Source organism: Escherichia sp. WS1368 (assembly GCF_046487485.1).
Classification (GTDB): domain Bacteria; phylum Pseudomonadota; class Gammaproteobacteria; order Enterobacterales; family Enterobacteriaceae; genus Escherichia; species Escherichia coli.
Genome location: NZ_JBJQJI010000001.1, coordinates 193,768 through 219,659, shown reverse-complemented (window position 1 = coordinate 219,659; position 25,892 = coordinate 193,768). Strand labels below are relative to the sequence as shown.

Below are 25,892 nucleotides of genomic sequence, written 5' to 3'. Positions count from 1 at the left end.
CTTTTTTCTTAAGGTTTTTTCCTTCGCTGAATCTCTAATTATTACCGTCAGAAATTAAACTGTCGCCGATATGAGACACCTGTAAGTTACTAAAAGTAAATAAGAAAATGCCTCTTGTCTCGTTTCAGTTTTAGGCGTACATTAGCGCCGTCTGGAGCAGTTTAGCTCAGAATTCTGGGGTGATGCCCACGGTAAAATACAGGACTTTTAAGGTCGTTTTGCCCGGTGTCAACTCACTGTATCAGGTGTAATGAAGTCATTCAGGCGTAACAGTAATTACGCGGAGAGATGTAAAGTGAAATATTTCTTTATGGGCATTTCTTTTATGGTCATCGTTTGGGCCGGTACTTTTGCCCTGATGATCTAAAAGCAAACTGTGCAATGAAAAACAGGAGCCATCTGGCTCCTGTTTGCATTTCTGGCGATGGTGTTTATTCCGCGTTTTCGTGAATATGTTTGCTGCTGACGGGTAGTAAACCGTCGGCACGGAACATCGCTTTAATCCCACGAATCGCCTGACGAATACGGTCGCGGTTTTCAATCAGTGCAAAGCGCACATGCGTGTCGCCGTAGTCGCCAAAGCCGATCCCCGGAGAGACACAAACCTTCGCTTCGTTCAGCAGCTTCTTGGCAAATTCCAGCGAGCCCATGGCAGCATACGGTTCCGGGATTTTCGCCCAGACATACATCGAAGCCTTCGGCATTTCGACCATCCAGCCCGCTTCATGCAGCCCTTTTACCAGTACATCACGGCGGCGTTTGTACTGTTCAGCAATGTCGCGCACGCACTGTTGATCGCCCTCCAGCGCCGCAATCGCTGCCACCTGCAACGGCGTAAAGGTGCCGTAATCGTGATAGCTTTTAATACGTGCCAGCGCACTGACCAGCGTTTTGTTGCCAACCATAAAGCCGATACGCCAGCCCGCCATGTTGTAGCTTTTCGACAGCGTAAAGAACTCGACCGCCACATCGCGTGCACCCGGCACCTGCATGATTGACGGCGCTTTCCAGCCATCGTAGACGATATCGGCATAGGCCAGGTCATGGACCACCAGCACATCGTAGCGTTTCGCCAGCGCCACAACCTTTTCGAAAAACTCCAGCTCCACACATTGCGCGGTTGGATTCGACGGGAAGCCGAGGATCATCATCTTCGGTTTCGGATAACTTTCGCGAATGGCGCGTTCCAGTTCGTTGAAGAAATCGACACCTTCCACCAGCGGCACTGAGCGTACCTGCGCCCCGGCAATCACCGCGCCGTAAATATGAATCGGGTAGCTTGGATTAGGCACCAGTACAGTGTCACCATGATCCAGCGTCGCCAGCATCAGATGCGCCAGTCCCTCTTTCGAACCAATAGTGACGATGGCTTCTGATTCCGGGTCGATTTCAACGTCGTAGCGATCCTGATACCAGTGTGAAATGGCGCGACGTAGCCGCGGAATGCCGCGTGAAGTGGAGTAACCATGCGTGTCCGGGCGCTGGGCCACCGTACATAATTTTTCGACGATGTGCGGCGGAGTCGCACCGTCCGGGTTACCCATACTGAAATCGATAATATCTTCGCCGCGCCGACGCGCAGCCATTTTCAGTTCAGCGGTAATATTAAAAACGTAGGGCGGGAGACGATCAATGCGCGTAAAGCGACGTTCAGGGCGAGTGTCAGCCATAATTTCCTCAGATTAACGTTAGCGCCCGGACCGTCCGAGCGACGCTGCCACGATGGTGGCTGTTTTGAAAATAGCCTGATTAATTTCTGTCTGTCCAGCGTTTTAGAACATTTTTATCAATGGCTTTAAATGAGGAACACCACTTCAAAAACAGGAAATTTATCTGCGCTAACAAGAAAATTACCACTCATTTTATTAACATTATAATTTCAATAAATTTACCAAGCAGATGTGCATTATCAAGAGATGCATTGCTAATACACCATTTATCTTTCAATCCCCTTTTAAAATTGTGGTTTTTCCTCAAAAACGGCCTGCTGGTCATCAGCCTTCAGGTTACCTATCATAGAGGTTTAATCCTTATTCAGAGTCACCCGTGCACGAAATATTCAACATGCTGCTGGCGGTCTTCGATCGGGCAGCGTTAATGCTTATCTGCCTGTTCTTTCTCATCCGTATCCGCCTGTTTCGCGAACTGTTGCACAAGTCGGCGCACTCCCCAAAAGAGCTGCTCGCTGTTACCGCCATTTTCTCGCTGTTCGCCCTGTTCAGCACCTGGTCCGGCGTTCCCGTAGAAGGCTCGCTAGTGAACGTTCGTATTATCGCGGTGATGTCAGGCGGGATTCTGTTTGGCCCGTGGGTAGGCATCATTACCGGCGTGATTGCGGGTATTCACCGGTATTTAATTGATATCGGCGGCGTGACGGCGATCCCCTGCTTTATCACCAGCATTCTGGCGGGTTGTATATCGGGCTGGATCAACCTGAAAATCCCCAAAGCACAGCGCTGGCGCGTCGGTATTCTCGGCGGCATGTTATGTGAAACGTTGACCATGATTCTGGTGATTGTCTGGGCACCAACTACCGCGTTGGGGATCGATATCGTCTCTAAAATCGGGATTCCGATGATCCTCGGTAGCGTCTGTATCGGCTTTATTGTGCTGCTGGTGCAAAGCGTTGAGGGCGAAAAAGAGGCCAGCGCCGCGCGGCAGGCCAAGCTGGCGCTGGATATCGCCAACAAAACGCTGCCGCTGTTTCGCCATGTCAATAGCGAGTCATTACGCAAAGTTTGTGAAATTATCCGCGATGATATTCATGCCGATGCGGTGGCGATTACCAATACCGATCATGTGCTGGCCTATGTTGGCGTGGGTGAACACAACTATCAGAATGGCGATGACTTCATTAGCCCGACTACCCGACAGGCGATGAATTACGGAAAAATCATCATTAAAAACAATGATGAAGCCCACCGCACACCAGAGATTCATTCCATGCTGGTGATCCCATTGTGGGAGAAAGGCGTTGTGACCGGAACACTGAAAATTTACTACTGCCACGCGCATCAGATTACGTCATCATTACAGGAAATGGCGGTCGGTCTGTCGCAAATCATCTCCACGCAACTGGAGGTTTCACGCGCCGAGCAGCTACGTGAAATGGCAAATAAGGCAGAGCTTCGCGCCCTGCAAAGCAAAATTAATCCCCATTTCCTGTTTAACGCTTTGAACGCTATTTCATCGTCAATCCGTCTGAATCCGGATACCGCTCGCCAGCTGATCTTTAATCTGTCGCGTTATCTGCGCTATAACATTGAATTAAAAGACGATGAGCAAATCGATATCAAAAAAGAGCTGTATCAAATTAAAGACTATATTGCCATTGAGCAGGCCCGCTTTGGCGACAAGCTGACGGTTATCTATGATATTGATGAAGAGGTGAATTGCTGCATTCCCAGCCTGCTGATCCAGCCGTTGGTGGAAAACGCCATTGTCCACGGTATCCAGCCTTGCAAAGGTAAAGGCGTTGTCACCATCAGCGTTGCAGAGTGCGGTAATCGGGTACGCATTGCGGTGCGAGACACCGGGCACGGCATCGATCCAAAAGTCATTGAGCGGGTCGAAGCGAACGAAATGCCGGGCAATAAAATTGGTCTGCTGAATGTCCATCATCGCGTGAAGTTATTGTATGGCGAGGGGCTGCATATCCGCCGCCTGGAACCAGGAACGGAAATTGCGTTTTACATTCCTAACCAACGCACCCCAGTCGCCTCACAGGCTACGTTATTGCTTTGAGCCGGAGTGATATTGTGAAAGTCATCATTGTTGAAGACGAATTCCTGGCACAACAGGAACTGAGCTGGCTAATTAAAGAGCACAGCCAGATGGAGATTGTCGGCACCTTTGACGACGGTCTGGACGTGTTGAAGTTTTTGCAGCATAACCGCGTCGACGCCATTTTTCTGGATATCAATATTCCGTCGCTGGATGGCGTGTTGCTGGCGCAAAACATCAGCCAGTTCGCCCATAAACCGTTTATTGTGTTTATCACCGCATGGAAAGAACATGCGGTAGAAGCGTTTGAACTGGAGGCGTTTGACTACATTCTCAAACCGTATCAGGAGTCACGCATTACCGGGATGCTGCAAAAACTGGAAGCAGCCTGGCAACAACAGCAGACCAGCAGTACGCCTGCCGCGACGGTAACGCGTGAGAATGACACCATTAATCTGGTGAAAGATGAGCGAATCATTGTCACGCCAATTAACGATATCTATTACGCCGAAGCGCACGAGAAAATGACCTTTGTCTATACGCGGCGTGAATCCTACGTAATGCCGATGAACATTACCGAGTTTTGCAGCAAGCTGCCGCCGTCGCATTTTTTCCGCTGCCATCGCTCATTTTGTGTCAATCTGAACAAAATCCGCGAGATCGAACCGTGGTTTAATAACACCTATATTCTGCGGCTGAAAGATCTGGATTTTGAAGTGCCGGTCAGCCGCAGCAAAGTTAAAGAATTCCGCCAGTTAATGCATCTTTAATCGGGAACTTTCATGAAAGCACCAGGCTTGCCCGCCGATCAACAATTTTTCGCCGATCTGTTCAGCGGCCTGGTGCTTAACCCGCAACTACTGGGGCGCGTCTGGTTTGCCAGCCAGCCTGCCTCATTGCCAGTGGGCAGTTTATGTATTGATTTTCCCCGTCTGGATATCGTGCTACGCGGCGAATACGGCAATCTGCTGGAAGCAAAGCAGCAACGTATGGTGGAAGGAGAAATGCTGTTTATTCCGGCACGCGCGGCTAATTTACCGGTCAACAACAAACCGGTGATGCTGTTAAGCCTGGTGTTCGCACCGACCTGGCTTGGCTTATCATTTTACGATAGCCGCACCACGTCGTTGTTACATCCTGCTCGCCAGATCCAACTTCCCAGCCTGCAACGCGGCGAAGGTGAAGCAATGCTTACTGCCCTCACCCATCTTAGCCGTTCGCCGCTGGAGCAGAATATCATTCAGCCGCTGGTGTTAAGTTTGCTGCATCTTTGCCGTAACGTGGTGAATATGCCGCCGGGCAATTCGCAGCCGCGCGGCGATTTTCTCTATCACAGCATTTGTAACTGGGTTCAGGATAATTATGCCCAGCCGCTCACCCGTGAGAGCGTGGCGCAGTTTTTTAATATCACGCCCAATCATCTGTCAAAACTGTTTGCGCAGCATGGAACAATGCGTTTTATCGAATATGTGCGTTGGGTGCGAATGGCGAAGGCGAGGATGATTTTGCAGAAATATCATCTGTCGATTCATGAAGTGGCACAGCGTTGCGGTTTTCCGGACAGCGACTATTTTTGTCGCGTTTTCCGGCGTCAGTTTGGCCTGACGCCGGGAGAGTACAGCGCCCGTTTTCAGGGCTAACGTCAGAAGGTTAATTCCGTTTCCAGCAGCGTCAGGATGCTTTGCGCATCTTGCGCGGCGAACAGCGACTGGCGGAAGTTTTTATTCACCAGTTTACGCGCCAGCTGCGAGAAGACTTTCACATGATTCATCCCTTCGTTAGCGCCCAGTGTCAGCATGATCACCAGTTCGACTTCGCCCATTTCTGACTGCCAGTCAACCGGTTTCACCAGCCGGGCAATGCTGATACTGGAATGACGGATCCACTGAGATTTGGTGTGCGGGATCGCTACGCCAAAACCAACGCCGGTGGTAACAATCTCTTCCCGCTGCCAGACATCCTCTTCCAGCTCGAACGGATGTTCAGTGCGCCCGTTAACGCCGAGGTTACCGCACAGGAACTGGATCGCCTGCTCTTTATTGCTAAAGGACTGATCAACAAAGATATTCTCCAGCGCCAGCAGTGGGCGAACGTCTTCTTCCGGCGTAAAGGCGGTGAGTAACGCTTCAATTTCCTGCGCGCTGCGGCATTCACATGCCTGACGCGCCAGTTCCCGACACGCCTCGCTATCCAGTTGACGAAGCTGGCTTTTCACCGCCGGAATGCGCGGGCTACTCATACTTAACTCGTCCAGGCCCAGCCCAAGCAGTAGCGGCAGATAACGGCTTTCACCGCCCAGTTCACCGCAAATGCCTACCCATTTACCCCGCTGATGCGCAGTGGTAATAATCTGCTGCAACATGCGCAGGAACGATGGCGTAATCGGGTTATACAGCGGCGATACGCGCGGGTTATTACGATCGACCGCATACAGATACTGGGTCATATCGTTGGAGCCGATACTGAAGAAATCTACCTCATCGCAGAAGTGATCGATGATGTAGCACACCGACGGCACTTCCACCATGATACCCAGCGTAATCGTCTCTGCATGACGCAGGCCATCGCGCTTAAGCTCAACGATCGCTTTTTGGATCTCGCCCTTCACCCATAAGATCTGATCGAGGCTGTGAACCATTGGGATCATCAACTGGGCGTTGCCGAAACTGGCGGCGCGCAAAATGGCCCGCAGTTGAGTGCGGAACAGGCCCGCAAATTCCGGGTAAATACGTACCGCGCGATAGCCGAGGAACGGGTTCTCTTCCTGGGGAATATTCAGATAAGGAATGCTTTTATCGCCGCCGATGTCCATCGTGCGGAAGATAATCGGCTTGTCGCCCGCCGCCAGTAGCACCTGCTGGTAGGCTTCAAATTGCTCCTGCTCGTCCGGCGCGCTGTCGCGATCCATATAGAGCATTTCAGTACGGAACAGCCCAACACCTTCCGCGCCGTTGGCAAACGCGCCTGGCGCTTCCAGAGCGGTGCCGATATTCGCCGCAATATCAATACGCTTGTTATCACGGGAATAGGCCAGCTGCGCGGCGGCCTGCGCCTGTTGTTTTTGGCGTTTATCCGCCAGCGTCTGCGCGACCTGATAATAACCGCTCACCGCGTCATCAGGGTTAATCGCCAGCACGCCGCACTGGGCGTCAAGCACTGCCGGTTGCCCGGCATAGCGCGCGATCGCATCCAGCGGCAAGCCACTCAGTACCGGGATCGCCGAGGCACGGGCCAGAATCAGGGTATGCGAGGTGCGCCCGGTTTTCTCCAGAATCATGCCCGCAAGATTTTTTAAATCGAGGCTCAAAAACTGGCTTGGGGTTAAATCCTCGGCCACCAGAATAGTCGGTTTTTCCAGCACCAGATTGTTGCGCGGCTTCAGTTCCGGCCAGGTGATATGCAGCAACTGTTCGCTGATATCGCGAATGTCGCTGACCCGCTCGCGCAGATAATCGCTGGCAGAAGCAGATAGTTTGGCGCAAACCTGCTCCATATTGCTGATGATCGCCGCCCCCAGCCCCTGATGCTGTTCTGCCATAAGGCGACGGATATTGCCTGCAAATTCATCATCCTGAATCAGCGACAAATGGGCGCTGAGGATAGTTTTGCTTTCGCCGTCACGCTCACGCAGCTGCTGGTTCAGTTGCTCGGCAAGCGTTGCCAGGCTGTGCTCCAGCCGGGTGGAATCTTGCGCACTGGCGGGGATCGCCCGGTAACTGTCGAGGCTGTCGCTCTGTAACAGGATCAGCGTACCCACGCCGACGCCGCTTGCCAGCACATTGCCGTACAATAAATCAGGATTCAGACGGCTTAATGAACGCGGCAGCGGATGCGCCGTCAGTTCTGCCTGCGTTGGCTGGACGCTGTCGCTGTCGATAAAGCGCACCTGGATGTACTCTTCCAGCACGCGCCGCGCCTGCTCTTCATCGCTGCCGCTAATGTTCAGGCTGCAACTGTCATTAAATAAAGTGCCGGTACCAATCAGCGCCAGCGAACTTTTCGCATCGGCCTTTGCGTTCTGGCGATGGTTAATAAAAGTGATTTCGCTTTGCCACTGGCTGCACTGTTCTTTAAGTTCCCACGCCGGACGAGCATGAATACCGTTAGGCAAAGGACAGAGAAATTGAATCGTTAACATAACCGCTCCGGGTTAATCAGGAGATCATCTGAAATCCGTCAGTTGAACAACCGTCTCACGGGTAAGACGTTGAATAAGGGCAGATAAAAGTTGCTGCATCTGCAAAATGTCGCGGCAATCGGCAATCGATGCCGCACAATGTCCGTGGCGCGTCGCTGGCCCCATCACCACCGTGGGTACGCCGGTGTCAGTTAAATGCACCGCTCCACCGTCCGTGCCGCCGTTGCTGAACATATCTGCCTGTAACGGCACGCCAATTTCTGCCGCCACGGTTTCAATCCACGCGGTAAGTTTTGGCGGCGCAATCAGCGACTTGTCGCTTAATACCAGCATCGGGCCGTTACCAATCTGGCGATGGTTAGCCGCGCCATAATCAAAGTTTTTCGCCCAGCAGGCGGTATCCAGCACAATCGCAACGTCCGGTGAAACCGCACGGGTAGCGGTTTGCCCGCCGCGTAATCCCACCTCTTCGCTGGAGCTGGCCACCAGCCACACCTCCGCAGGCAGTTCGGCGTCGTGCAGCTCACGTAGTAACGTCACCAGCAGATAGCAACCGAGGCGATCATCAAAGGCTTTCCCCATCACCCGCTGGTGAGGGAGAACCTGAAAAGTTGTATCAAAGGTGACGCGATCGCCTGGACGAATTCCCGCCTGCATCACTTCGTCATACGAGCGCGCACCAATGTCCACGCGCATGGCGCTGACGTCATTCCCCTGCCGGTCGCCGTCAAGCAGGCCTGGAATTTTGCACTCTTCACGGGTAGTGATACGCACCGACTGAAGCTGGCGGGCAGCCATGCGTACATTGCCAACCGGCAACACATCGATCGCCCCTTCGCGGGAGATGCTGCGCACCATAAATCCCACTTCATCCATATGCGCACAGATCATCACCTTCGGACCTGTCGATTCATTGAGGCGGATCAGCACCGATCCCAGGCCGTCAAATCGCACTTCTTTTTGCAGGCGATCCGCTTCTTCCAGCAGGATCTGCCGCACTTCCTGTTCCGAGGAGGCGATCGCATCTGCCTCGCTCAACGCTTTTAATAACGATAAATCCATTATGCCTCTCCCGTGAGCAACACTGTTTTCGGCATGGCGTAGAGCACTTCTGCGCCTTGCGGGGTGACCAGCACAACATCCTCGATGCGCACGCCCCCTTGCCCTGGCAAATAAATCCCCGGCTCCACGGTCAGTAACATGCCTGGCTGTAGCGTCGTGGTGTCCCGCGGTGAAAAACGCGGATCCTCATGGACTTCAATACCGATAGCATGACCGGTGTTATGACCGAAATTGTCACCAAATCCAGCCTCGGTAATCACCCGGCGCGCGGCGTCGTCAACCTGCTGGCAGCGCACGCCGGGGCGAATCGCGGAGATTGCTGCGAGCTGTGCCTGCAGGACAATTTGATAGACGTTAAACAGCGGGTGAGATTCGGCGCTCACCCCTTCGCCATTCACCAGCAAGGTGCGCGTCATATCAGAGCAGTACCCCTGATAGAGCGCACCGAAATCGAGAGTGACAAACTCGCCCGCTGTAACAATCTTGTCGCTGGCTTTGCCGTGCGGCAGCGCCCCACGCCAGCCGCTGGCGACAATGGTGTCAAAAGAGGCTTTTTCTGCGCCCTGCTGGCGCATAAACCACTCCAGTTCAGCGGCTATCTCGCACTCGCTCATTCCCGCCTGAATAAAGCGGCGAATATGCTCTGCACCGCGATCGGCAATCCCACAGGCGAGGCGGATTTTCTCCACCTCCTCTGGCGTTTTGATTTGCCGCAGCACATCCGGCGTGGCGCTTACCAGTTTCGCATTGAGTTCAGACTGCCAGCGGTGCGCGGTTTCCCAACTCACCTGCTGGCCCTCAAAACCGAGCGTTTGCAACTGCTCATCGGCAATGATTTGCCTGGCGATGGTTGTAAGCTTGTGCGTCGCGTCAAGCAAATGCAGCTGGTAACCTTGCGTGCGGGCTTCTACATCCGCGTAATAGCGCGAGTCCACCAGAATGTGCGCACTTTCACGGCTAATCACCACATAGCCTGATCCGGTGGAGATCCCCAGATGCGGCTGTTTGTTCTGCCGTGAGGAGAGAAGCACCGCATCCAGTTGTTGCGCCTTAAGCCAGTCGCGCAGCGAAGCGAGTAATGTCATCAGGATTTTCCTTCTTACAGGCTATCGATTAACAATTTGCCTTTACGGAACATCATCAGACGCAGGAACACCACCATCAGCGCAGTAATGACTGCTCCCAGCGCGATCCCCGCCATGTAGACGCCGAGGTTAGTGACCAGTGGCCATGCCCAGATAGCGGATTCCGGGAACCATTGCACTGCGCCCAGCCAGACTGCAGCGGTTGAGCCGACAATCGCGCCAACCATATAGGACGGAATGGCGGTGATGGGGCTTTCCAGCGCAAACGGAATCGCACCTTCACTGATCCCCATAAAGGCAAGGAACATGGCGGTTTTACCCTGCGGATAAAGCTGAGCGTTGAACAGGCGTTTGCCGGTTAAACGACGGTCAATAATGGTCGCCAGACCCAGACCAATCGGCGGAATAACGATAGCGATAGAACGTGCGGTGACCGGTAATACGTGGTCCGTGGTAAAGCTGAAGGCAACGAAACCTGCGGCTTTGTTGATCGGGCCACCAAGGTCGATTGCTGTCGCCGCGGCGATCCCCATCGCGTACATCAGCGCGCCCTTCTCACCTGCAGCGGTCAGCACGGTACGGATACCGCCGTTGATCCAGCCACCAAAGGGGGTGATGACGTAGTACATCGCCAGCATGACAAAAATGGCGGAAAGAATCGGTAGCAAAAATGTGGTTTTGAACGCTAACAGGAAATCCGGTAACTGGATTTTCTGGTTCATCCATTTCACGAGGTAACCCGCAACGATAGATATTATCAGCGCACCAATGAAGGTGGACGGCACCGGCGAAGAGGTCGCCCATTGCATAGTGCTGGGATCGAAGTTCAGCAGTTGCGTCGGCTGGGTAGACATCAAGCCGCCGATAAAACCCGCCGGGAACGCCAGTTTGCCACCGATAGAGTTTGCCACAAAAGCAGCAAACATCGGAATGGCAAAACCAAACAACACGCCGCCGAAGGACTGCGACAGCCAGGCAAATTTAAGTAAGGAGAGGTCGAAACCGGAGAATTTCCCGCTATTAAGAGCATCCATGATGCCGATATCAGCAGGAATTTTAAGCCAGCTATAAGCAATCAGCTGGCTGAAAGCGAGGATCACACCGCCCATAATTAAGGTCGGCACCATGCGTGAAATCCCTGACATCACATGCTGCGGGAGTTCACCCCAGAAGCTGGTTTTAGAGGCCTGCGGATTCTTAATTGCCGCTGCCGCACCGGATGCGCCAGGCACAACGGTTGCACTGCGTTTTTTAATGGCCATAACAATTATCCCTGTCGAATATTACTGTTGTTCAGAGGCAATCATCTCTTCGATTTCTTTGATGATGCCCGCAGCGTTTTTAATTGCGTCCTGCAAAGTGATTTCATAAACGTCGCGTGATTCGAAACGTTCGTTATCTTCCGGGGTAACCGCCACGGAGTGGATGATGATGGTCGCTTCGGCGATATCCTGCGCGGTCAGACGATTCTGGATACCGTCCGCACCCTGGGTTTCAATTTTCACTTCATAACCGGCTTCTACCGCCGCTTCTTCCAGCGCCTGAGCGGCCATAAAGGTGTGAGCCAGGCCCATTGGGCAGGCACATAAGGCAATCAGTTTCTTACTCATCGTTAATTCCTCGTTCAGTGATAGTTGACGAGTGAAATTATGAACGTGCAAAACAAATCGCCGTTACCAGACAAATAATGCATTTACTGGAGAATTAATCCCGCTGCACGGAAGTGTGACGCAGGTCGGCCTTGTGAGGGGACACAAAGGAAAATTGAATTAACTGTATGATTTAAAAGATTATCGGGAGAGTTACCTCCCGATATAACAGGAAGGAGTTACAGAATGTGGCCTAAGGTCTGGCGTAAATGTGCGCCGGAACCGAGAAGGCCCGGATTGTCATGGACGATGAGATACACCGGAATATCATGGACATATTCTTTAAAGCGCCCTTTATCTTCAAATGCGGCACGGAAACCGGAGGCTTTGAAGAACTCAAGGAAGCGCGGCACGATACCGCCCGCAATAAACACGCCGCCAAATGTCCCGAGATTGAGCGCCAGATTGCCGCCAAAACGGCCCATAATGACGCAAAACAGCGACAACGCGCGGCGGCAATCGGTGCAGCTGTCAGCCAGCGCGCGTTCGGTAATATCTTTTGGCTTGAGATTTTCTGGCAGGCGGTTGTCGGCTTTCACAATTGCGCGATACAAATTCACCAGCCCAGGGCCAGAAAGCACACGTTCCGCCGAAACATGGCCAATTTCCGCACGCAATATTTCGAGGATAATGGCCTCTTCTTCACTATTCGGCGCAAAATCAACGTGACCGCCTTCGCCTGGCAAGCTTATCCAACGCTTATCGACATGGACCAGATGCGCAACCCCTAGCCCCGTTCCGGCACCGTAAACCGCAATAGGCTTACCTTCTACCGGTTCTGCGCCACCAAACTGAATCAGATGCTCTTTTTTCAGCATCGGGATCGCCATCGATACAGCGGTAAAATCGTTAATAATTTCCAGATGGCTAAAACCGAGATTCTTTTTCATTTCGGCAATTGAGAACGCCCAGGTATGGTTGGTCATTGCCACCCAGTCACCGGTAATTGGGCAAGCGATGGCAATACAGCCGTCTTTCACCTCGACCTTATGTTCTTCAAGATAAACGCGAATGACCGCTTCGAGGCTGGGGTAATCAAGCCCTGAATAGGTCTTAGCCTGCGAGATTTCACCACTGGCAATATCACACAGAGCAAGACGTGCGTTGGTGCCGCCCACATCACCGACTAATGCATACTTTGTCATTCTTCAACTGCTCCGCTAAAGTCAAAATAATTCTTTCTCACACTGTAAATACCTGGGGGCATAACAACAACGCCGGAAAGGCAGGCTCCCTGTAAATATCGATCTGGGTCACACAATTACTTTATCGTTTCAGCACCAATTGCAGCGATGCCTTTTTGCAAGCTGGGCAAACTAAGTATCTGACCCCGCATAAGGAATAGAATATGCTCCATCCGCGAGCCAGAACCATGTTGTTATTATCGCTCCCCGCCGTGGCAATTGGGATTGCGTCCAGTCTTATTCTGATTGTGGTGATGAAAATCGCCTCGGTATTACAGAATTTGCTCTGGCAACGACTGCCGGGAACTCTGGGGATAGCCCAGGATTCACCTTTCTGGATCATCGCCATATTAACGCTAACAGGTATTGCGGTGGGGTTGGTTATCCGTTTCAGCCAGGGGCATGCCGGACCAGACCCCGCCTGTGAACCGCTGATCGGCGCACCAGTTCCGCCCTCTGCGCTACCAGGACTTATCGTAGCATTAATTCTTGGTCTTGCTGGTGGCGTCAGCCTGGGGCCAGAACATCCGATCATGACCGTCAATATCGCCCTTGCGGTTGCCATTGGCGCTCGTCTGTTACCGCGTGTCAACCGAATGGAGTGGACTATTTTAGCCTCTGCCGGAACCATCGGCGCGCTGTTTGGCACACCTGTTGCGGCGGCGTTGATATTTTCGCAAACCTTAAATGGTAGTAGTGAAGTTCCGCTATGGGATCGTCTTTTTGCGCCGTTAATGGCGGCAGCAGCTGGTGCACTTACTACCGGATTATTTTTCCATCCCCATTTTTCACTGCCCATTGCGCATTACGGACAAATGGAAATGACCGATATTCTCAGCGGTGCAATTGTCGCGGCGATTGCCATCGCAGCAGGGATGGTCGCCGTATGGTGCTTACCACGGTTGCACGCGATGATGCATCAAATGAAAAATCCGGTGCTCGTGCTGGGTATTGGCGGATTTATTCTCGGTATTCTGGGGGTTATGGGTGGACCAGTTTCTCTGTTTAAAGGGCTGGATGAGATGCAGCAGATGGTGGCAAATCAGGCTTTCAGCACCAGCGATTACTTTTTGCTGGCGGTAATTAAACTTGCCGCCCTGGTCGTTGCTGCCGCCAGTGGCTTTCGCGGTGGGCGAATCTTCCCGGCAGTGTTTGTCGGCGTGGCATTAGGGTTGATGCTGCATGAGCACGTCCCCGCCGTTCCAGCGGCAATAACCGTTTCCTGCGCTATTCTCGGCATCGTGCTGGTGGTAACACGCGATGGCTGGTTAAGTCTTTTTATGGCGGCAGTCGTTGTACCCAATACCACATTGCTACCGCTGCTCTGTATCGTCATGCTTCCGGCATGGCTGTTATTAGCAGGTAAGCCGATGATGATGGTCAATCGTCCGAAGCAACAGCCACCCCACGATAACGTTTAGCAAAAAATGCTCTCCTTTATGATTTAAGAGTTATGGCGATGATACGGGGCTTTACCTCCCCGTAATATTGCGTTAACAGGCCGCTGACGGCTTCGATCGTGAAGGAGAATAACAATGTTCAGGTCACTGTTTCTGGCGGCCGCCCTGATGGCATTTACCCCGCTTGCGGCAAACGCAGGTGAAATCACCCTACTGCCATCAATCAAATTACAAATTGGCGATCGCGATCATTACGGTAATTACTGGGACGGTGGTCACTGGCGCGACCGTGACTACTGGCATCGCAATTATGAATGGCGTAAGAACCGCTGGTGGCGTCATGATAATGGCTACCATCGTGGCTGGGATAAGCGTAAAGCGTATGAGCGTGGCTATCGTGAAGGCTGGCGCGATCGTGACGATCATCGCGGAAAAGGCCGCGGACATGGACACCGCCATTAAACACATTCGCCAATGGAGCACAACGCCTGATGCGACGCTAGCGCGTCTTGTCAGGCCTACAAACCGTCTCTTTAACGCGTAGGGCGGATAAGGCGTTTTACGCCGCATCCGCCAGTGATGACTGGTACGACGCCAGTTGAACTATAGCCCCAGCGCCGTCCCCACCAACAACCAGATATTCAGCGCCACTACCAGCACCACAATCACCCAGCCTGTCTGTTTTACGCGTTTACTGTTCACCAGATCGCCCATCAACTTACTGTCACTGGTAAAAATCAGCAGTGGAACCAGCGCCAGAGCGATACCAAAACTTAACAGCACCTGACTCATAACCAGAATCCGTGTCGGATCTAATCCCATCAGAATGACAATAAATGACGGCAGCATGGTGACTGTACGACGCACCCACAGCGGGATATGAAAGCGAATGAAGCCCTGCATCACCACCTGCCCCGCCAGTGTCCCCACCACCGTTGAGGACAGTCCGGCAGCAACCAGGCTTAATCCAAAGACCGTTGCCGCAGCATGGCTTAACAACGGTTGCAGCGTCAGGTAAGCCTCATCAAGATCGGCAACACCAGTATGACCTGAAAAATGGAACGCCGCCGCAGCTGTAGCCATCATCGCCAGATTGACAAAACCGGCAATAGTCATGGCGATAGCCACATCCCATTTGGTGGCGGAATAACGTTGTTGACGAGAACCGCCATGTAAATGTTGAGTGAGCGAAGAGTGCAAATAAATCACATGCGGCATAATCGTCGCCCCTAACACGCCTGCTGCCAGGAAGACCGCCTCCGAAGTAGGTAAACTCGGGATCACCATTCCTTTACCCAGCTGCGCCAGGTTAGGCTGGGAGAAAATCAACTCGACAATGTAAGCCGCGGCAACAAACAACAGTAACCCGCCAATCACTTTCTCCAGTGGTTTTTGCCCGCGACGTTGCAGCATTAAAATCAGGAAAGTCGCGATCCCCGTCAGCACCGCGCCTTGCAACAACGAAACACCAAGAATGAGTTTAAAACCGATCGCCGCACCAATAAATTCCGCCAGGTCGGTTGCCATCGCAATAATTTCTGCCTGAACCCAATAGAACCACACTACGGGACGCGGATAGTGATCACGAATCTGCTCCGCCAGATTTTTACCGGTGGCAATCCCCAGTTTGGCAGAGAGGATCTGAATCAGCATCGCCATCAGGTTGGCCCAAACGACAACCCACAGTAGCTGATAGCCGAAGCTGGCACCCGCCTGAATATTGGTCGCAAAGTTACCGGGATCGATATAACCAATCGCCGCAATGAACGCAGGTCCCATTAATGCGAGCCTCATCTTGCGCGCCGCCCGTCCGCTGCTACTCTCAACGCGATAGTTCGTCATCTTGTGCCTCTAAAACATAGCCTTTGCTATGTTTCATGCTATGCCAAACGAGAATGATTATCAAATTCATTTAAATGGGTTGTGGTGATTTCTCTGATAGACCAGGATTATGACTACGAAAAGATTGATGACTTGAATGTTATGGTTATGTTTAATGTTAGCACATTTACATAACTTTCAGCTTCCATACACAACATAGCAGAAATGTATGACAGCTCACTATTTTTGAAGCTTGTCACAGGACGTCATTATAGTGTGTGTCAGATCTCGTTTTCCTTAACCATGTTACATAGAATGTGCACGGAAATTTAACCTGCCTCATATTTGGAGCAAATATGGACCGCGTCCTTCATTTTGTACTGGCACTTGCCGTTGTTGCGATTCTCGCACTGCTGGTAAGCAGCGACCGCAAAAAAATTCGTATCCGTTATGTTATTCAACTGCTTGTTATCGAAGTGTTACTGGCGTGGTTCTTCCTGAACTCCGACGTTGGTTTAGGCTTCGTGAAAGGCTTCTCCGAAATGTTCGAAAAACTGCTCGGATTTGCCAACGAAGGGACTAACTTCGTCTTTGGTAGCATGAATGATCAAGGCCTGGCATTCTTCTTCCTGAAAGTGCTGTGCCCAATCGTCTTTATCTCTGCATTGATCGGTATTCTCCAGCACATTCGCGTGTTGCCGGTGATTATCCGCGCAATTGGTTTCCTGCTCTCCAAAGTCAACGGCATGGGCAAACTGGAATCCTTTAACGCCGTCAGCTCCCTGATTCTGGGTCAGTCTGAAAACTTTATTGCCTATAAAGACATCCTCGGCAAAATCTCCCGCAATCGTATGTACACCATGGCAGCAACGGCGATGTCCACCGTGTCGATGTCCATCGTTGGTGCATACATGACCATGCTGGAACCGAAATACGTCGTTGCGGCACTGGTACTGAACATGTTCAGCACCTTTATCGTGCTGTCGCTGATCAACCCTTACCGTGTTGATGCCAGTGAAGAAAACATCCAGATGTCCAACCTGCACGAAGGCCAGAGCTTCTTCGAAATGCTGGGTGAATACATTCTGGCAGGTTTCAAAGTCGCCATTATCGTTGCCGCGATGCTGATCGGCTTTATCGCCCTGATCGCCGCGCTGAACGCACTGTTTGCCACCGTGACTGGCTGGTTTGGCTACAGCATCTCCTTCCAGGGCATCCTGGGCTACATCTTCTATCCGATTGCATGGGTGATGGGTGTTCCTTCCAGTGAAGCACTGCAAGTGGGCAGTATCATGGCGACCAAACTGGTTTCCAACGAGTTCGTTGCGATGATGGATCTGCAGAAAATTGCCTCTACACTCTCTCCGCGTGCTGAAGGCATCATCTCTGTGTTCCTGGTTTCCTTCGCTAACTTCTCTTCAATCGGGATTATCGCAGGTGCAGTTAAAGGCCTGAATGAAGAGCAAGGTAACGTGGTTTCTCGCTTCGGTCTGAAGCTGGTTTACGGCTCTACCCTGGTGAGTGTGCTGTCTGCGTCAATCGCAGCACTGGTGCTGTAAGACCATACATAAAAAAGCCGGGGATAATTCCCCGGTTTTTTTTACGCCTGTTAATCAGCTAATGGCTGCGGGCGACCAATCAAATACCCTTGCAGATATTGCACCCCGAGCTTATGCAATAGCGCCTGCTGCTGTTGCGTCTCGACAAACTCCGCGACCACACTCAATGACTTCGCTTTCGCCAGATCGGTAATTGATCTCACAATCATCGCATCCAGCGTATTCGTGACAATATCTTTCACAAAGACGCCATCAATTTTGATGATATCAGCCTGCAAACGCTTTAACCGTTCGTAGTTGGCATAGCCGGTGCCAAAGTCATCAATCGCAATCCGGAAACCAAACTTATGCAGCTGCTCGATGTTGTACATGCTGCTTTCTGCGTTAGAAAACGCCTGCTCCTCGGTGATCTCAAGAATGACCGCCTGCGGGGAGATGTTATAACGCTTAAACAGACGAATAATCCGCCCGGCAATATTCTTTTGCAGCAGCGTGAGCGGCATTAAATTGACTGAAAAGCGCGGGCCTTTTTTGTCGCAAGGATGTGTTGCCAGCCACTTCAACAAGGATTCCAGCACTTGCAAATCAAAACGCGCGCTAAGGTTAAACTGAGCAATAAGGGGCAGAAACTTATCCGGGGTCATAATGCCGCCGTCATATTTCAGTCGCGCGAGGATTTCATCATAACCTTCACCCTCTTTGTTGCGAATTGGCTGGGCGTAGAGCAGCAAATCACCCTGATCTAACGCCGTACGAATGGTATTCAGCAATAGCACCTGTTTAGTGGTCTGCCCGGAAACCATCTCCTCTCGGCTATCCAGCGCCAGCACATGGTGATGTGCGCAGGATTGCTCCGCCAGCCAGCTTAACTGCCCCAACAAGGGTTGCAGGGTTTCCTGATTTCCATCAAAACGCCCCCAGGCAGCACCATAGCCCATATCCAGCCCGGTATTATTCCAGTGAATTTGCCGACTATTCAGGATGTTAACCATATGCTGGAGTCGCCCTTCCGTTTCCGGTCCACTCAGCACTAACAGCAGTTCACTACCCGGCAATTGATACAACTTTTCGTTTTCCTGCATCAACGGCAGCAGCGTACGGTAAATTGATCGGATACAGTGAACGCGCATCATTAAGCCGTAATGACGACTCATAAACTCAAGATTATCAATGCGCAGGCAGCAAAAACTCTTGCCCGCCTCTTGCTCCGGCGCTTGTTCTAACGCACGAAAGTTGGGTAGGAGCGTTAACGGATCGGTCAGCGCCTGCAAATGCCAGCGGCGATTAAGCCATTCACTGCGATGATAAATGCGCACCATATAGAGCAGGCAAACACTAAAGGAAATCAGCACCGCGAGAATAAATGCCAGCGAATATTCGGTTAGTACCCCTTGCAAAAAGTTCTGGTTGTAATTCAGCAGGCAAAGCGTTGAAACAGCCCAGGTGAGATTTAAAAACGGATAGCGAAGCTTACCGACACCGAGGGTAAAGATGATAAAGAAAACAGGTACCAGGTAACCGGCAATAAAGTCATTCTCATACGGTGTGCACATCAGAAGTAGCAGCACGCTAAGAGCTGCCAGCCAGCTTAAGGTAAATGCGCGTTTCTCTTTGCTCAACGACGGAGCGATATCCCTGCGCCACAATATCTGCGCAAAGTGGGGACTTACAATCATGCGAGTGAGATAGTAGAAAAGCATGTTGTAAATCAGCACAGCGGTGAAAAGGCTTAGTAAATCAACGACTGTGAAAATGGCATCCGCATCGCCGAAAAAGGTGGATATCTTTAGCGGGAAATCAAAAAAGCTCCCCACAAGATACATGCTGCATTTGATGCCGATCGGCGTCACCAAACCAAGCCAGAAAAGACGTTGCCAGACATATCGGCTGGTCAATCCATAACGCCAACGCGTCCCCAGCTGCCAGCGTAATATTGCGCAGGCACACAACACAACAAACGTCTGGCTGCCGAGCATGACCGCGGTCTGTAAAAAAGATAGATGAAAGTTCCACAGATTGGTGCAAAACATCCCGCATAAAACGGGAACGACACCGCGCCAGCCAAAGATAAACAAGATTGACAGCATTACGCACAGTGGCATCCACGCCAGAAAGATATAACTGGAATGGATAATGGCAAGTGGCGAAATAAAACGGGATAGCTGAATAAGTACCACGGTGAGCGTAAACGCTAGTGTGAATATCTTGATATTTTTTATCAGGTTATGCTCCACAAACATGAGTACACTACTCTCACTGATCGGGGTTTTCAGGCACACAAATAATAAGTTTATTCGCATCGCGAAGCAAACAGGGGCCAGCCTGTTGCCGATTTTTCATCCAATGATGCTTTCACCAGGCGGCGCTAACCCGGACGTAGACTGTATTACAAAAGCGGCAAAAAGCAGAGACAAAAAACCCCCGCTTTACAGCGAGGGTTTGAAATTTGGTGGAGCTAAGCGGGATCGAACCGCTGACCTCTTGCATGCCATGCAAGCGCTCTCCCAGCTGAGCTATAGCCCCACGATGCGTTTACGTACCAAATTTGCTGGGTGCAAAATTTGGTGGAGCTAAGCGGGATCGAACCGCTGACCTCTTGCATGCCATGCAAGCGCTCTCCCAGCTGAGCTATAGCCCCGTCACGTAAAGCTTGTCGAGTTGACGGGCGGCATCATATGAATTCCGCCCGAATGTGTCAACGGCAAATTGCAACGTGTAGTTTCAATCGCTGAAAAATCAGGCAAATGAACAATTTTGGAAAACCGCTCGCATTCAGTAGTTATTCATGTCACGGTTTCCTGTAAAGTGGTGTTATAAAATGAACTACTAATAGACCCACATACATTCAGGGAATTGTTATGTTCAAGGAGAGGATGACGCCAGATGAACTTGCCAGACTGACCGGCTATAGCCGGCAGACCATTAATAAATGGGTACGCAAGGAAGGCTGGACAACGTCACCAAAACCTGGCGTCCAGGGTGGCAAAGCCCGACTGGTTCACGTCAATGAACAGGTTCGTGAATATATTCGCAATGCTGAACGTCCAGAAGGTCAGGGAGAAGCGCCTGCCCTGTCTGGTGATGCGCCGCTTGAAGTGTTGCTGGTGACACTGGCGAAAGAGATGACGCCAGTTGAACAAAAACAGTTTACATCCTTGCTTCTGCGGGAAGGGATTATCGGATTATTACAACGCTTAGGGATTCGCGATAGCAAATAATATGAAAAGATTACGCAATAAAATGACCACCGAAGAACTGGCTGAATGCCTCGGTGTGGCTAAACAAACTGTTAACCGTTGGATCAGAGAAAAAGGCTGGAAAACGGAAAAATTTCCTGGCGTGAAAGGCGGTCGTGCCAGACTTATTCTGGTCGATACGCAAGTTTGCGAGTTTATTCAGAACACGCCAGCCTTCCATAACACACCGATGCTTCTGGAAGCCGAAGAACCCCTTGCCGAATACGCACCGGGTATTCGCACCCCTGCTTATCGGCAAATCATCAGCGCAATAGACAACATGACTCACAGTGAGCAGGAAAAAGTTGCGCAATTTTTGTCACGCGAAGGAATTCGTAATTTCCTTGCTCGTCTCGACATAGATGAATCAGAATAAATAAAAAACGGCAGGGGTATCTCTCCTGCCGTTTATCTTTTATGCGCTAATTACTGCTGATTTTCGCGTTCAGCAATAAAAGCCAGCGCTTTGTTGATACGCTCGATACTGCGGGTCTTACCGATTGCGTGAACGGTAACATCCAGCGCCGGAGACTGCCCTGCACCGGTTACGGCGACACGCAGCGGCATACCAACTTTACCCATACCCACTTCCAGCTCATCCGCCGTCGCCTGAATAGCGTGATGAACGTTTTCAGCGGTCCAGTCAGTAATCGCGGCCAGTTTGTCACGAACCACTTCCAGCGGCTGACGCGCTACCGGACGCAGATGTTTTTTCGCGGCGTCGGCATCGAACTCAGCAAAATCTTCGTAGAAATAACGGCAGCTCTGTGCCATCTCTTTCAGCGTCTTGCAGCGTTCACCCAGTAGTTTCACCAGATCAGCCAGCTGCGGGCCGTTACGGGTATCGATATTTTCCTGCTCAATGTGCCACTGTAAGTGAGTAGCAACATACTCCGGCGGTAGCGCGTTAATGTAGTGATGGTTCAGCCATAGCAGCTTGTCGGTGTTGAACGCACTGGCAGATTTGCTGACGGCATTCAGGGTGAAGTATTTGATCATCTCTTCACGAGTGAAGATTTCCTGATCGCCGTGGGACCAGCCCAGACGCACCAGATAGTTCAGCAGTGCTTCTGGCAGATAACCATCATCACGATACTGCATTACGCTGACCGCCCCGTGACGTTTGGACAGTTTTTTACCGTCATCGCCGTTGATCATAGAAACGTGCGCGTAAACCGGTACCGGCGCTTTCAGTGCTTTAAGAATGTTGATCTGGCGTGGCGTGTTGTTGATATGGTCTTCGCCACGGATAACGTGGGTGATTTCCATATCCCAGTCATCGACAACCACACAGAAGTTATAGGTTGGAGAACCATCGGTACGACGGATAATCAGATCATCCAGCTCCTGGTTGCTGAATTCGATCGGACCACGGATCTGATCGTCAAAAACAACAGAACCTTCCTGCGGGTTAGCAAAACGTACAACACACGGTTCATCATCAGCATGATGCTCATGGCTGTGGCGGCAGCGACCGTCATAACGCGGCTTCTCACCTTTCGCCATTTGCTCTTCGCGCAGCGCTTCCAGGCGCTCTTTAGAGCAATAGCATTTATAAGCAGTGCCCTCTTCCAGCATCTGATCGATCACCGCGTTGTAGCGATCAAAACGTTTGGTCTGGTAGTACGGACCTTCATCCCACTCCAGGCTCAGCCAGTTCATGCCATCCATAATGGCTTCGATAGCTTCCGGCGTGGAACGCTCAAGATCGGTGTCTTCAATACGCAGCACGAACTCACCGCCGTGGTTACGTGCAAAAAGCCAGGAGTAAAGAGCAGTACGCGCGCCGCCAACGTGCAGATAGCCTGTTGGGCTTGGCGCGAAGCGAGTTTTGATTTTCATGAAATGGCCTTACGTTTAGAAAGATGCCGACAACCGGCAAATCCTGGAAAAATTGAGTGGGCGATATTCTATCACTCCCGCCTGATTCCTCAATGTAGTTCGGGTTGCAACCTTACGCATTATTGTTTTCGTTGACAAATTGCGCAACACGGTCTGTTTTGCGATCATCTTGCTTAAATTTACGACGAACGAACAATTTCTTTAGAAAATGCGTTGACTCATTTTGAACTCTCCCTATAATGCGACTCCACACAGCGGGGGTGATTAGCTCAGCTGGGAGAGCACCTCCCTTACAAGGAGGGGGTCGGCGGTTCGATCCCGTCATCACCCACCAACTACTTTATGTAGTCTCCGCCGTGTAGCAAGAAATTGAGAAATGGGTGATTAGCTCAGCTGGGAGAGCACCTCCCTTACAAGGAGGGGGTCGGCGGTTCGATCCCGTCATCACCCACCACTTTCTCGCCAGCTAAATTTCTTGTAGCAATGTGAAGTACCGAAGTGGGTGATTAGCTCAGCTGGGAGAGCACCTCCCTTACAAGGAGGGGGTCGGCGGTTCGATCCCGTCATCACCCACCACTTCGGGTCGTTAGCTCAGTTGGTAGAGCAGTTGACTTTTAATCAATTGGTCGCAGGTTCGAATCCTGCACGACCCACCAATGTAAAAAAGCGCCCTAAAGGCGCTTTTTTGCTATCTGCAATTTGCGAAATTGCCTGATGCGCTTCGCTTATCAGACCAACTATGTCCGGCAGTTCCCGTGCCTCTCATCTACTGCGCCAACGCCGCCAGCAGTTTAACCAGCGCGGGCGTCACCTGCTGCGTTTCATAAACAATATATAAGTCTGCCGGGATGCGTTCTTTGAGCGGACGGAATATGACACCGGGCCAGTTCATCTGCGCGTAGCTGTCCGCTATCAATGTGATACCAATACCCATACTGACCATGGCGAGTACCGTTTGCGGTTCATTAACTTCGCGAATAACAACCGGTGAAAATCCCACCTGCTGGCAAACTCGCTGCAAAAAATCCCAGTCAGTGTACACGGGCGGCATTGTAACAAAATACTCGTCACCTAGCGCTTCCAGCGGAACGGTGGAAAATGATGAGAGATGATGCTCTTCAGGCATCGCCACCAGAAACGCCGATTCATGCAACCGTAAGCTGGTAAAACCAGCCGGTGGTTCTGTCGCCATTCTCCAGATTCCGGCATCGAGTTCACGCCGTTCCAGCAGGGCCATTTGCATCGCGGGCATCTTTTCGCGAAAAAGAACGTCAACGTTAGGATTTTCCCTGAGGAATCGCCGCATAACCGGGCGCATCCGTCCCCACATTGCCGTTCCCACAACCCCGAGTTCAATCCGCCCTGCTTCTCCCCGACCTATTTGTTCAACCCGAGCCAATACATTATTTGCATTCACCAGCAATCGACGCGATTCTTCCATCAAGATTTTGCCCGCGTGTGTCAGTACGACGCTGCGCGAATGGCGAATAAAAAGCTGCGTGCCAAGTTGATTTTCCAGCTCTTTAATATGAATACTGAGCGGAGGCTGAGACATATTTAAACGCGCTGCTGCGCGACCAAAATGCAACTCTTCCGCTACGGCAAGAAAATAACGGAGCAACTTAAGATCTGTTCTATATACGCGTTCCATAATTAAGTGCTCCATATAATAAATACATCGTATTAAATTATCATGGCATAAAGTATTTCACCACCAGATATCCGACATACATAAACACGATGGATAATATACCCGGCAATACATTTGGAACAGGAATAGGTAATCGCACGATTGTAAACAAAGCACCAATGCCAAAACCAACGCCAGAAGAAAATAAAATATCTTTCACTAATTAACCTTTATCATAAAAGCAGCCCCAAGGAACAGAGCTGCGAATCCTTTTAATGTGTAACTGAACGATGCGTTATCTTTTCAGGGTCATGATTATATTTAAACCCAAAGAAAAATATCACTGCGAGAAAAAGAGCATATCCTGCAAACACCAGCCAGATAGTTTGCCAGTCTTTTACGCCATCCACCGAAAAGTAATCAACTGCCATGCCACTCAGAATCGAGCCAACCCATGCGCCGACACCATTTACCATGGTCATAAAGAGCCCCTGCGCGCTGGCACGAATGCTGGAATCAACTTCCTGTTCGACAAATACCGAACCAGAAATATTGAAGAAATCGAATGCACAGCCATAAACAATCATCGACAGCAGCAGCAAAATAAACCCGGTTGGTGACGGATCTCCATAAGCGAAGAAACCAAAGCGCAGCGTCCAGGCCACCATACTCATCATCATGACGGTTTTGATGCCAAAACGCTTCAAAAAGAACGGAATCGTCAAAATGAAACCGACTTCAGCCATCTGTGAAACTGACAGTAAAATGGAGGGATATTTCACCACGAAGCTATCAGCAAACTCCGGGTTACGGGCGAAATCATGCAGGAACGGATTACCAAAAACGTTGGTAATTTGCAGTACCGCACCCAGCATCATGGCAAAGAGGAAAAAGATGGCCATGCGTGGATTTTTAAACAGCACGAAGGCATCCAGACCCAGCTTGCTGGCAAGCGACGTGGCCGATTTTTTCTCCGCAACCGGAATCTTAGGCAAAGTCAGCGCATAAGCCGACAGCAACAATGACGCACCGGACGCAACATACAGCTGCAGGCTGCTCAATTCCAAATGCAGTAAGCTTACCGCCCACATCGCGACAATGAATCCCACCGTACCAAAAACGCGAATGGGTGGGAAAGCCGTCACCGGATCAAGCCCTGCCTGGGCCAGGCAAGAGTAAGAGACACTGTTCGATAATGCGATAGTCGGCATAAATGCCATCGCATTGATTAACATCACCCAAAACATCGTATCCGGATCACTCACCGACGCCGCATAAAAAAGTACGCCCGCGCACACCAGATGGCACAGCATATATGCTCGTTCAGCGCGCAGCCATTTGTCCGCGATGATCCCCATAATGCCAGGCATAATAATCGCGGCAATACCTTTGGAGCTGTAAACCATGCCGACATTAGCGCCGGTAAAATGGAGGGTATTAATCATGTAAGAACCGAGGGTAACCAGCCAGCTCCCCCAGATAAAATATTGCAAAAAGGACATTACCTTTAAGCGCAAAGCGATGCTCATAATCGTTTCCTTGTCGCATCATGTGGCCTCACCC

At 51.2% G+C, this 25,892-nt stretch carries 22 protein-coding genes and 6 tRNA genes; 13 read left to right on the top strand and 15 right to left on the bottom strand.

The window, feature by feature from the left end:
• Nucleotides 1-295 precede the first annotated feature (295 nt).
• Nucleotides 296-367, top strand: a complete 72-nt coding sequence (gene ypdK, locus ACJHYD_RS01035; RefSeq protein WP_010723117.1) for a membrane protein YpdK — start codon at nt 296-298, stop codon at nt 365-367.
• A gap of 64 nt (nt 368-431) precedes the next feature.
• Here ypdK and alaC read toward each other — a convergent pair whose 3' ends face one another.
• A complete protein-coding gene (gene alaC / locus ACJHYD_RS01030; RefSeq protein WP_001551423.1) occupies nt 432-1,670 on the bottom strand; it encodes an alanine transaminase in 1,239 nt (412 codons plus the stop codon).
• A 376-nt stretch (nt 1,671-2,046) separates the two neighbouring features.
• On the opposite strand from alaC, the gene ypdA reads away from it, so the two are divergent.
• From ypdA to ACJHYD_RS01015, 3 genes are read left to right on the top strand one after another with little or no spacing between them, the layout of a single operon-like run.
• Nucleotides 2,047-3,744 (top strand): two-component system sensor histidine kinase YpdA, encoded by a 1,698-nt coding sequence (ypdA, locus tag ACJHYD_RS01025; RefSeq protein WP_000544359.1) that lies wholly within the window; start codon nt 2,047-2,049, stop codon nt 3,742-3,744.
• Nucleotides 3,745-3,758: 14 nt separating this feature from the next.
• Complete coding sequence (ypdB, locus tag ACJHYD_RS01020; RefSeq protein WP_001295458.1) at nt 3,759-4,493, top strand: two-component system response regulator YpdB; 735 nt, start codon at nt 3,759-3,761, stop codon at nt 4,491-4,493.
• Nucleotides 4,494-4,505: 12 nt separating this feature from the next.
• Entirely contained in the window at nt 4,506-5,363 is an 858-nt protein-coding gene (locus tag ACJHYD_RS01015; protein ID WP_000646859.1) for an AraC family transcriptional regulator, read from the top strand.
• A 2-nt stretch (nt 5,364-5,365) separates the two neighbouring features.
• Here the strand turns inward: ACJHYD_RS01015 and ptsP are convergent, their stop codons facing one another.
• The 6 genes from ptsP to glk all read right to left on the bottom strand — a co-directional run bounded on the left by ptsP (nt 5,366) and on the right by glk (nt 12,802).
• Complete coding sequence (gene ptsP, locus ACJHYD_RS01010; RefSeq protein WP_001551424.1) at nt 5,366-7,861, bottom strand: phosphoenolpyruvate--protein phosphotransferase; 2,496 nt, start codon at nt 7,859-7,861, stop codon at nt 5,366-5,368.
• Between the two features lie 24 nt (nt 7,862-7,885).
• Nucleotides 7,886-8,923 (bottom strand): aminopeptidase, encoded by a 1,038-nt coding sequence (gene ypdE, locus ACJHYD_RS01005; RefSeq protein WP_001551425.1) that lies wholly within the window; start codon nt 8,921-8,923, stop codon nt 7,886-7,888.
• Nucleotides 8,923-10,008 (bottom strand): aminopeptidase, encoded by a 1,086-nt coding sequence (gene ypdF, locus ACJHYD_RS01000; protein ID WP_001551426.1) that lies wholly within the window; start codon nt 10,006-10,008, stop codon nt 8,923-8,925. Before ypdF ends, ypdE begins: the two co-directional genes overlap by 1 nt.
• A 14-nt stretch (nt 10,009-10,022) precedes the next feature.
• A complete protein-coding gene (locus ACJHYD_RS00995; RefSeq protein WP_001551427.1) occupies nt 10,023-11,270 on the bottom strand; it encodes a PTS fructose transporter subunit IIC in 1,248 nt (415 codons plus the stop codon).
• Nucleotides 11,271-11,291: 21 nt separating this feature from the next.
• Entirely contained in the window at nt 11,292-11,618 is a 327-nt protein-coding gene (locus ACJHYD_RS00990; protein WP_000038456.1) for a PTS fructose transporter subunit IIB, read from the bottom strand.
• A 218-nt stretch (nt 11,619-11,836) separates the two neighbouring features.
• A complete protein-coding gene (gene glk, locus ACJHYD_RS00985) occupies nt 11,837-12,802 on the bottom strand; it encodes a glucokinase (RefSeq protein ID WP_001551428.1) in 966 nt (321 codons plus the stop codon).
• Between the two features lie 203 nt (nt 12,803-13,005).
• On the opposite strand from glk, the gene ACJHYD_RS00980 reads away from it, so the two are divergent.
• Nucleotides 13,006-14,262 (top strand): ion channel protein, encoded by a 1,257-nt coding sequence (locus ACJHYD_RS00980; RefSeq protein WP_001551429.1) that lies wholly within the window; start codon nt 13,006-13,008, stop codon nt 14,260-14,262.
• 114 nt (nt 14,263-14,376) lie between these two features.
• Nucleotides 14,377-14,703: a DUF2502 domain-containing protein YpeC gene (gene ypeC, locus ACJHYD_RS00975; protein WP_000490072.1), complete on the top strand. Its 327-nt coding sequence runs from the start codon at nt 14,377-14,379 to the stop codon at nt 14,701-14,703.
• A 141-nt stretch (nt 14,704-14,844) separates the two neighbouring features.
• Here ypeC and ACJHYD_RS00970 read toward each other — a convergent pair whose 3' ends face one another.
• Nucleotides 14,845-16,083, bottom strand: a complete 1,239-nt coding sequence (locus ACJHYD_RS00970; protein WP_000186369.1) for an Nramp family divalent metal transporter — start codon at nt 16,081-16,083, stop codon at nt 14,845-14,847.
• Between the two features lie 335 nt (nt 16,084-16,418).
• On the opposite strand from ACJHYD_RS00970, the gene nupC reads away from it, so the two are divergent.
• The gene (gene nupC, locus ACJHYD_RS00965; protein ID WP_000376337.1) at nt 16,419-17,621 is read left to right on the top strand and encodes a nucleoside permease NupC; all 1,203 of its coding nucleotides are present in this window, start codon (nt 16,419-16,421) and stop codon (nt 17,619-17,621) included.
• Nucleotides 17,622-17,671: 50 nt separating this feature from the next.
• Here nupC and ACJHYD_RS00960 read toward each other — a convergent pair whose 3' ends face one another.
• The 3 genes from ACJHYD_RS00960 to ACJHYD_RS00950 form a co-directional block, all read right to left on the bottom strand.
• Nucleotides 17,672-19,861: a sensor domain-containing phosphodiesterase gene (locus tag ACJHYD_RS00960; RefSeq protein WP_001308827.1), complete on the bottom strand. Its 2,190-nt coding sequence runs from the start codon at nt 19,859-19,861 to the stop codon at nt 17,672-17,674.
• 207 nt (nt 19,862-20,068) lie between these two features.
• Nucleotides 20,069-20,144 (bottom strand) — tRNA-Ala (locus ACJHYD_RS00955).
• A 39-nt stretch (nt 20,145-20,183) separates the two neighbouring features.
• Nucleotides 20,184-20,259 (bottom strand) — tRNA-Ala (locus ACJHYD_RS00950).
• A 220-nt stretch (nt 20,260-20,479) separates the two neighbouring features.
• Here ACJHYD_RS00950 and ACJHYD_RS00945 point away from each other — a divergent pair.
• Entirely contained in the window at nt 20,480-20,839 is a 360-nt protein-coding gene (locus ACJHYD_RS00945; RefSeq protein WP_000472021.1) for a YfeC-like transcriptional regulator, read from the top strand.
• Between the two features lies 1 nt (nt 20,840).
• Nucleotides 20,841-21,233 carry a MerR family transcriptional regulator gene (locus tag ACJHYD_RS00940; protein WP_000826500.1) on the top strand — a complete coding sequence of 131 codons (393 nt, stop codon included), beginning with the start codon at nt 20,841-20,843 and terminating at the stop codon, nt 21,231-21,233.
• A gap of 50 nt (nt 21,234-21,283) precedes the next feature.
• On the opposite strand, the gene gltX is transcribed toward ACJHYD_RS00940, so the two are convergent.
• A complete protein-coding gene (gene gltX, locus ACJHYD_RS00935) occupies nt 21,284-22,699 on the bottom strand; it encodes a glutamate--tRNA ligase (protein ID WP_000695653.1) in 1,416 nt (471 codons plus the stop codon).
• Nucleotides 22,700-22,957: 258 nt separating this feature from the next.
• Here gltX and ACJHYD_RS00930 point away from each other — a divergent pair.
• From ACJHYD_RS00930 to ACJHYD_RS00915, 4 genes are all read left to right on the top strand, one after another.
• Nucleotides 22,958-23,033: transfer RNA gene (locus tag ACJHYD_RS00930), tRNA-Val, on the top strand.
• 44 nt (nt 23,034-23,077) lie between these two features.
• A tRNA-Val gene (locus ACJHYD_RS00925) sits at nt 23,078-23,153 on the top strand.
• A 46-nt stretch (nt 23,154-23,199) separates the two neighbouring features.
• Nucleotides 23,200-23,275: transfer RNA gene (locus ACJHYD_RS00920), tRNA-Val, on the top strand.
• Nucleotides 23,276-23,279: 4 nt separating this feature from the next.
• Nucleotides 23,280-23,355, top strand: a tRNA-Lys gene (locus ACJHYD_RS00915).
• Nucleotides 23,356-23,465: 110 nt separating this feature from the next.
• Here ACJHYD_RS00915 and xapR read toward each other — a convergent pair.
• The 3 genes from xapR to xapB are packed head-to-tail and all read right to left on the bottom strand — an operon-like array spanning nt 23,466 to nt 25,858.
• A complete protein-coding gene (gene xapR / locus ACJHYD_RS00910) occupies nt 23,466-24,350 on the bottom strand; it encodes a DNA-binding transcriptional regulator XapR (protein WP_001308829.1) in 885 nt (294 codons plus the stop codon).
• A 40-nt stretch (nt 24,351-24,390) separates the two neighbouring features.
• Nucleotides 24,391-24,549, bottom strand: a complete 159-nt coding sequence (locus ACJHYD_RS00905) for a DUF1427 family protein (RefSeq protein WP_000651752.1) — start codon at nt 24,547-24,549, stop codon at nt 24,391-24,393.
• A gap of 52 nt (nt 24,550-24,601) precedes the next feature.
• Complete coding sequence (gene xapB / locus ACJHYD_RS00900) at nt 24,602-25,858, bottom strand: xanthosine/proton symporter XapB (RefSeq protein WP_001551431.1); 1,257 nt, start codon at nt 25,856-25,858, stop codon at nt 24,602-24,604.
• Nucleotides 25,859-25,892 lie beyond the last annotated feature (34 nt).

Bases quoted from the DNA above. Each gene is read 5' to 3' on its own strand.
- alaC (WP_001551423.1), bottom strand. From the start codon at position 1,670: ATGGCTGACACTCGCCCTGAACGTCGCTTTACGCGCATTGATCGTCTC.
- ACJHYD_RS01015 (WP_000646859.1), top strand. From the start codon at position 4,506: ATGAAAGCACCAGGCTTGCCCGCCGATCAACAATTTTTCGCCGATCTG.
- ptsP (WP_001551424.1), bottom strand. From the start codon at position 7,861: ATGTTAACGATTCAATTTCTCTGTCCTTTGCCTAACGGTATTCATGCT.
- ypdE (WP_001551425.1), bottom strand. From the start codon at position 8,923: ATGGATTTATCGTTATTAAAAGCGTTGAGCGAGGCAGATGCGATCGCC.
- ypdF (WP_001551426.1), bottom strand. From the start codon at position 10,008: ATGACATTACTCGCTTCGCTGCGCGACTGGCTTAAGGCGCAACAACTG.
- ACJHYD_RS00995 (WP_001551427.1), bottom strand. From the start codon at position 11,270: ATGGCCATTAAAAAACGCAGTGCAACCGTTGTGCCTGGCGCATCCGGT.
- ACJHYD_RS00990 (WP_000038456.1), bottom strand. From the start codon at position 11,618: ATGAGTAAGAAACTGATTGCCTTATGTGCCTGCCCAATGGGCCTGGCT.
- glk (WP_001551428.1), bottom strand. From the start codon at position 12,802: ATGACAAAGTATGCATTAGTCGGTGATGTGGGCGGCACCAACGCACGT.
- ACJHYD_RS00980 (WP_001551429.1), top strand. From the start codon at position 13,006: ATGCTCCATCCGCGAGCCAGAACCATGTTGTTATTATCGCTCCCCGCC.
- ypeC (WP_000490072.1), top strand. From the start codon at position 14,377: ATGTTCAGGTCACTGTTTCTGGCGGCCGCCCTGATGGCATTTACCCCG.
- ACJHYD_RS00970 (WP_000186369.1), bottom strand. From the start codon at position 16,083: ATGACGAACTATCGCGTTGAGAGTAGCAGCGGACGGGCGGCGCGCAAG.
- nupC (WP_000376337.1), top strand. From the start codon at position 16,419: ATGGACCGCGTCCTTCATTTTGTACTGGCACTTGCCGTTGTTGCGATT.
- ACJHYD_RS00960 (WP_001308827.1), bottom strand. From the start codon at position 19,861: ATGTTTGTGGAGCATAACCTGATAAAAAATATCAAGATATTCACACTA.
- ACJHYD_RS00945 (WP_000472021.1), top strand. From the start codon at position 20,480: ATGTTCAAGGAGAGGATGACGCCAGATGAACTTGCCAGACTGACCGGC.
- ACJHYD_RS00940 (WP_000826500.1), top strand. From the start codon at position 20,841: ATGAAAAGATTACGCAATAAAATGACCACCGAAGAACTGGCTGAATGC.
- gltX (WP_000695653.1), bottom strand. From the start codon at position 22,699: ATGAAAATCAAAACTCGCTTCGCGCCAAGCCCAACAGGCTATCTGCAC.
- xapR (WP_001308829.1), bottom strand. From the start codon at position 24,350: ATGGAACGCGTATATAGAACAGATCTTAAGTTGCTCCGTTATTTTCTT.
- xapB (WP_001551431.1), bottom strand. From the start codon at position 25,858: ATGAGCATCGCTTTGCGCTTAAAGGTAATGTCCTTTTTGCAATATTTT.